The sequence below is a fragment of the Streptomyces sp. SID3212 genome (assembly GCF_009865405.1).
Classification (GTDB): Bacteria; Actinomycetota; Actinomycetes; order Streptomycetales; family Streptomycetaceae; genus Streptomyces.
In genome coordinates this window covers 1-840 of sequence record NZ_WWJY01000060.1, presented here as the reverse complement: position 1 = coordinate 840, position 840 = coordinate 1, and the positions used below count along the sequence as shown (strand labels likewise).

The following is an 840-nucleotide window of genomic DNA, read 5'->3' as shown; positions in this document are numbered from 1 at the left end:
GGGTGGGCGGGTGTGGGGTGGGCCGTCGGGGTCGGGGGTTTTCCGCCCTCCCCCCCCGGGGGGTGCGCGGGTGGTTCCCGGCGCCCGGGTGCGTGACATTTTTGAAGCAGTAGAAACCGGTAGCCAGTTAGTACGTAATGGGGGCAATAAGCCCCGGACCTGAAAATTCGTGAAGGCCTTTTAGGGCAGGGAATGTGAGGGGTGTTCGGTGACGGCCGACACGGTCGGTGATCCAGGTGGGAGACGGCGCGAGCGCCAGGTGGGCCGGCGCCGTTCCAACCGGTTCTACATGGTCTTCGACGACACGGAGCTGGAGGTGGTGCGGGCGGCTGCGGGGCGTGAGGGGATGGCCCCGGCGGCCTGGGCGGCACGGCAACTGATCGCGGTCGGCCAGCAGGTCCTGGTGCCGGTCTCGCAAGATGCCGGCGACGTGTTGCGCGAGCTCGTCCAGGCCCGCGTCCAGCTCCGCGAGACGGTCAGGGCCGTACGGGCCCTGCCCGACCCCGCGCCCGCCGAGCCCGTACGCCCGGCGCCGTCCGCGCCCTTGCCCACGATGCCGCCGGTGTCCGCGCCCGCGGTGTCCGTGCGCCACGCGCCCGCGCTCCCGGTGTCCCGCCCCCGACCCGGGCCCGCTGTTCCGGATGCCGTCCCTGTCTCCGCCGCGGACCTCGCTGGCGTACCTGCCGCAGGCGTGGTCGACCCTGTCGTGGACGCGGTCGGGCGGGTGTTGGCCGAGGTGTTGGCGGCGGTGTCGCGAGTGGATGCGGCGACGGTCCAGGTGATGCGGGAGAGGCGTCCAAGGTCGTGATGCCGAAGCGGGCCCGGGGCGGGGAGAGCACC

General features: G+C 72.7%; 1 protein-coding gene. It reads left to right on the top strand.

Going from position 1 to position 840, the window contains the following annotated elements; genetic code table 11:
• Window positions 1-208: 208 nt before the first annotated feature.
• Entirely contained in the window at window positions 209-808 is a 600-nt protein-coding gene (locus GT042_RS02125) for a hypothetical protein (RefSeq protein ID WP_161306985.1), read from the top strand.
• Window positions 809-840 lie beyond the last annotated feature (32 nt).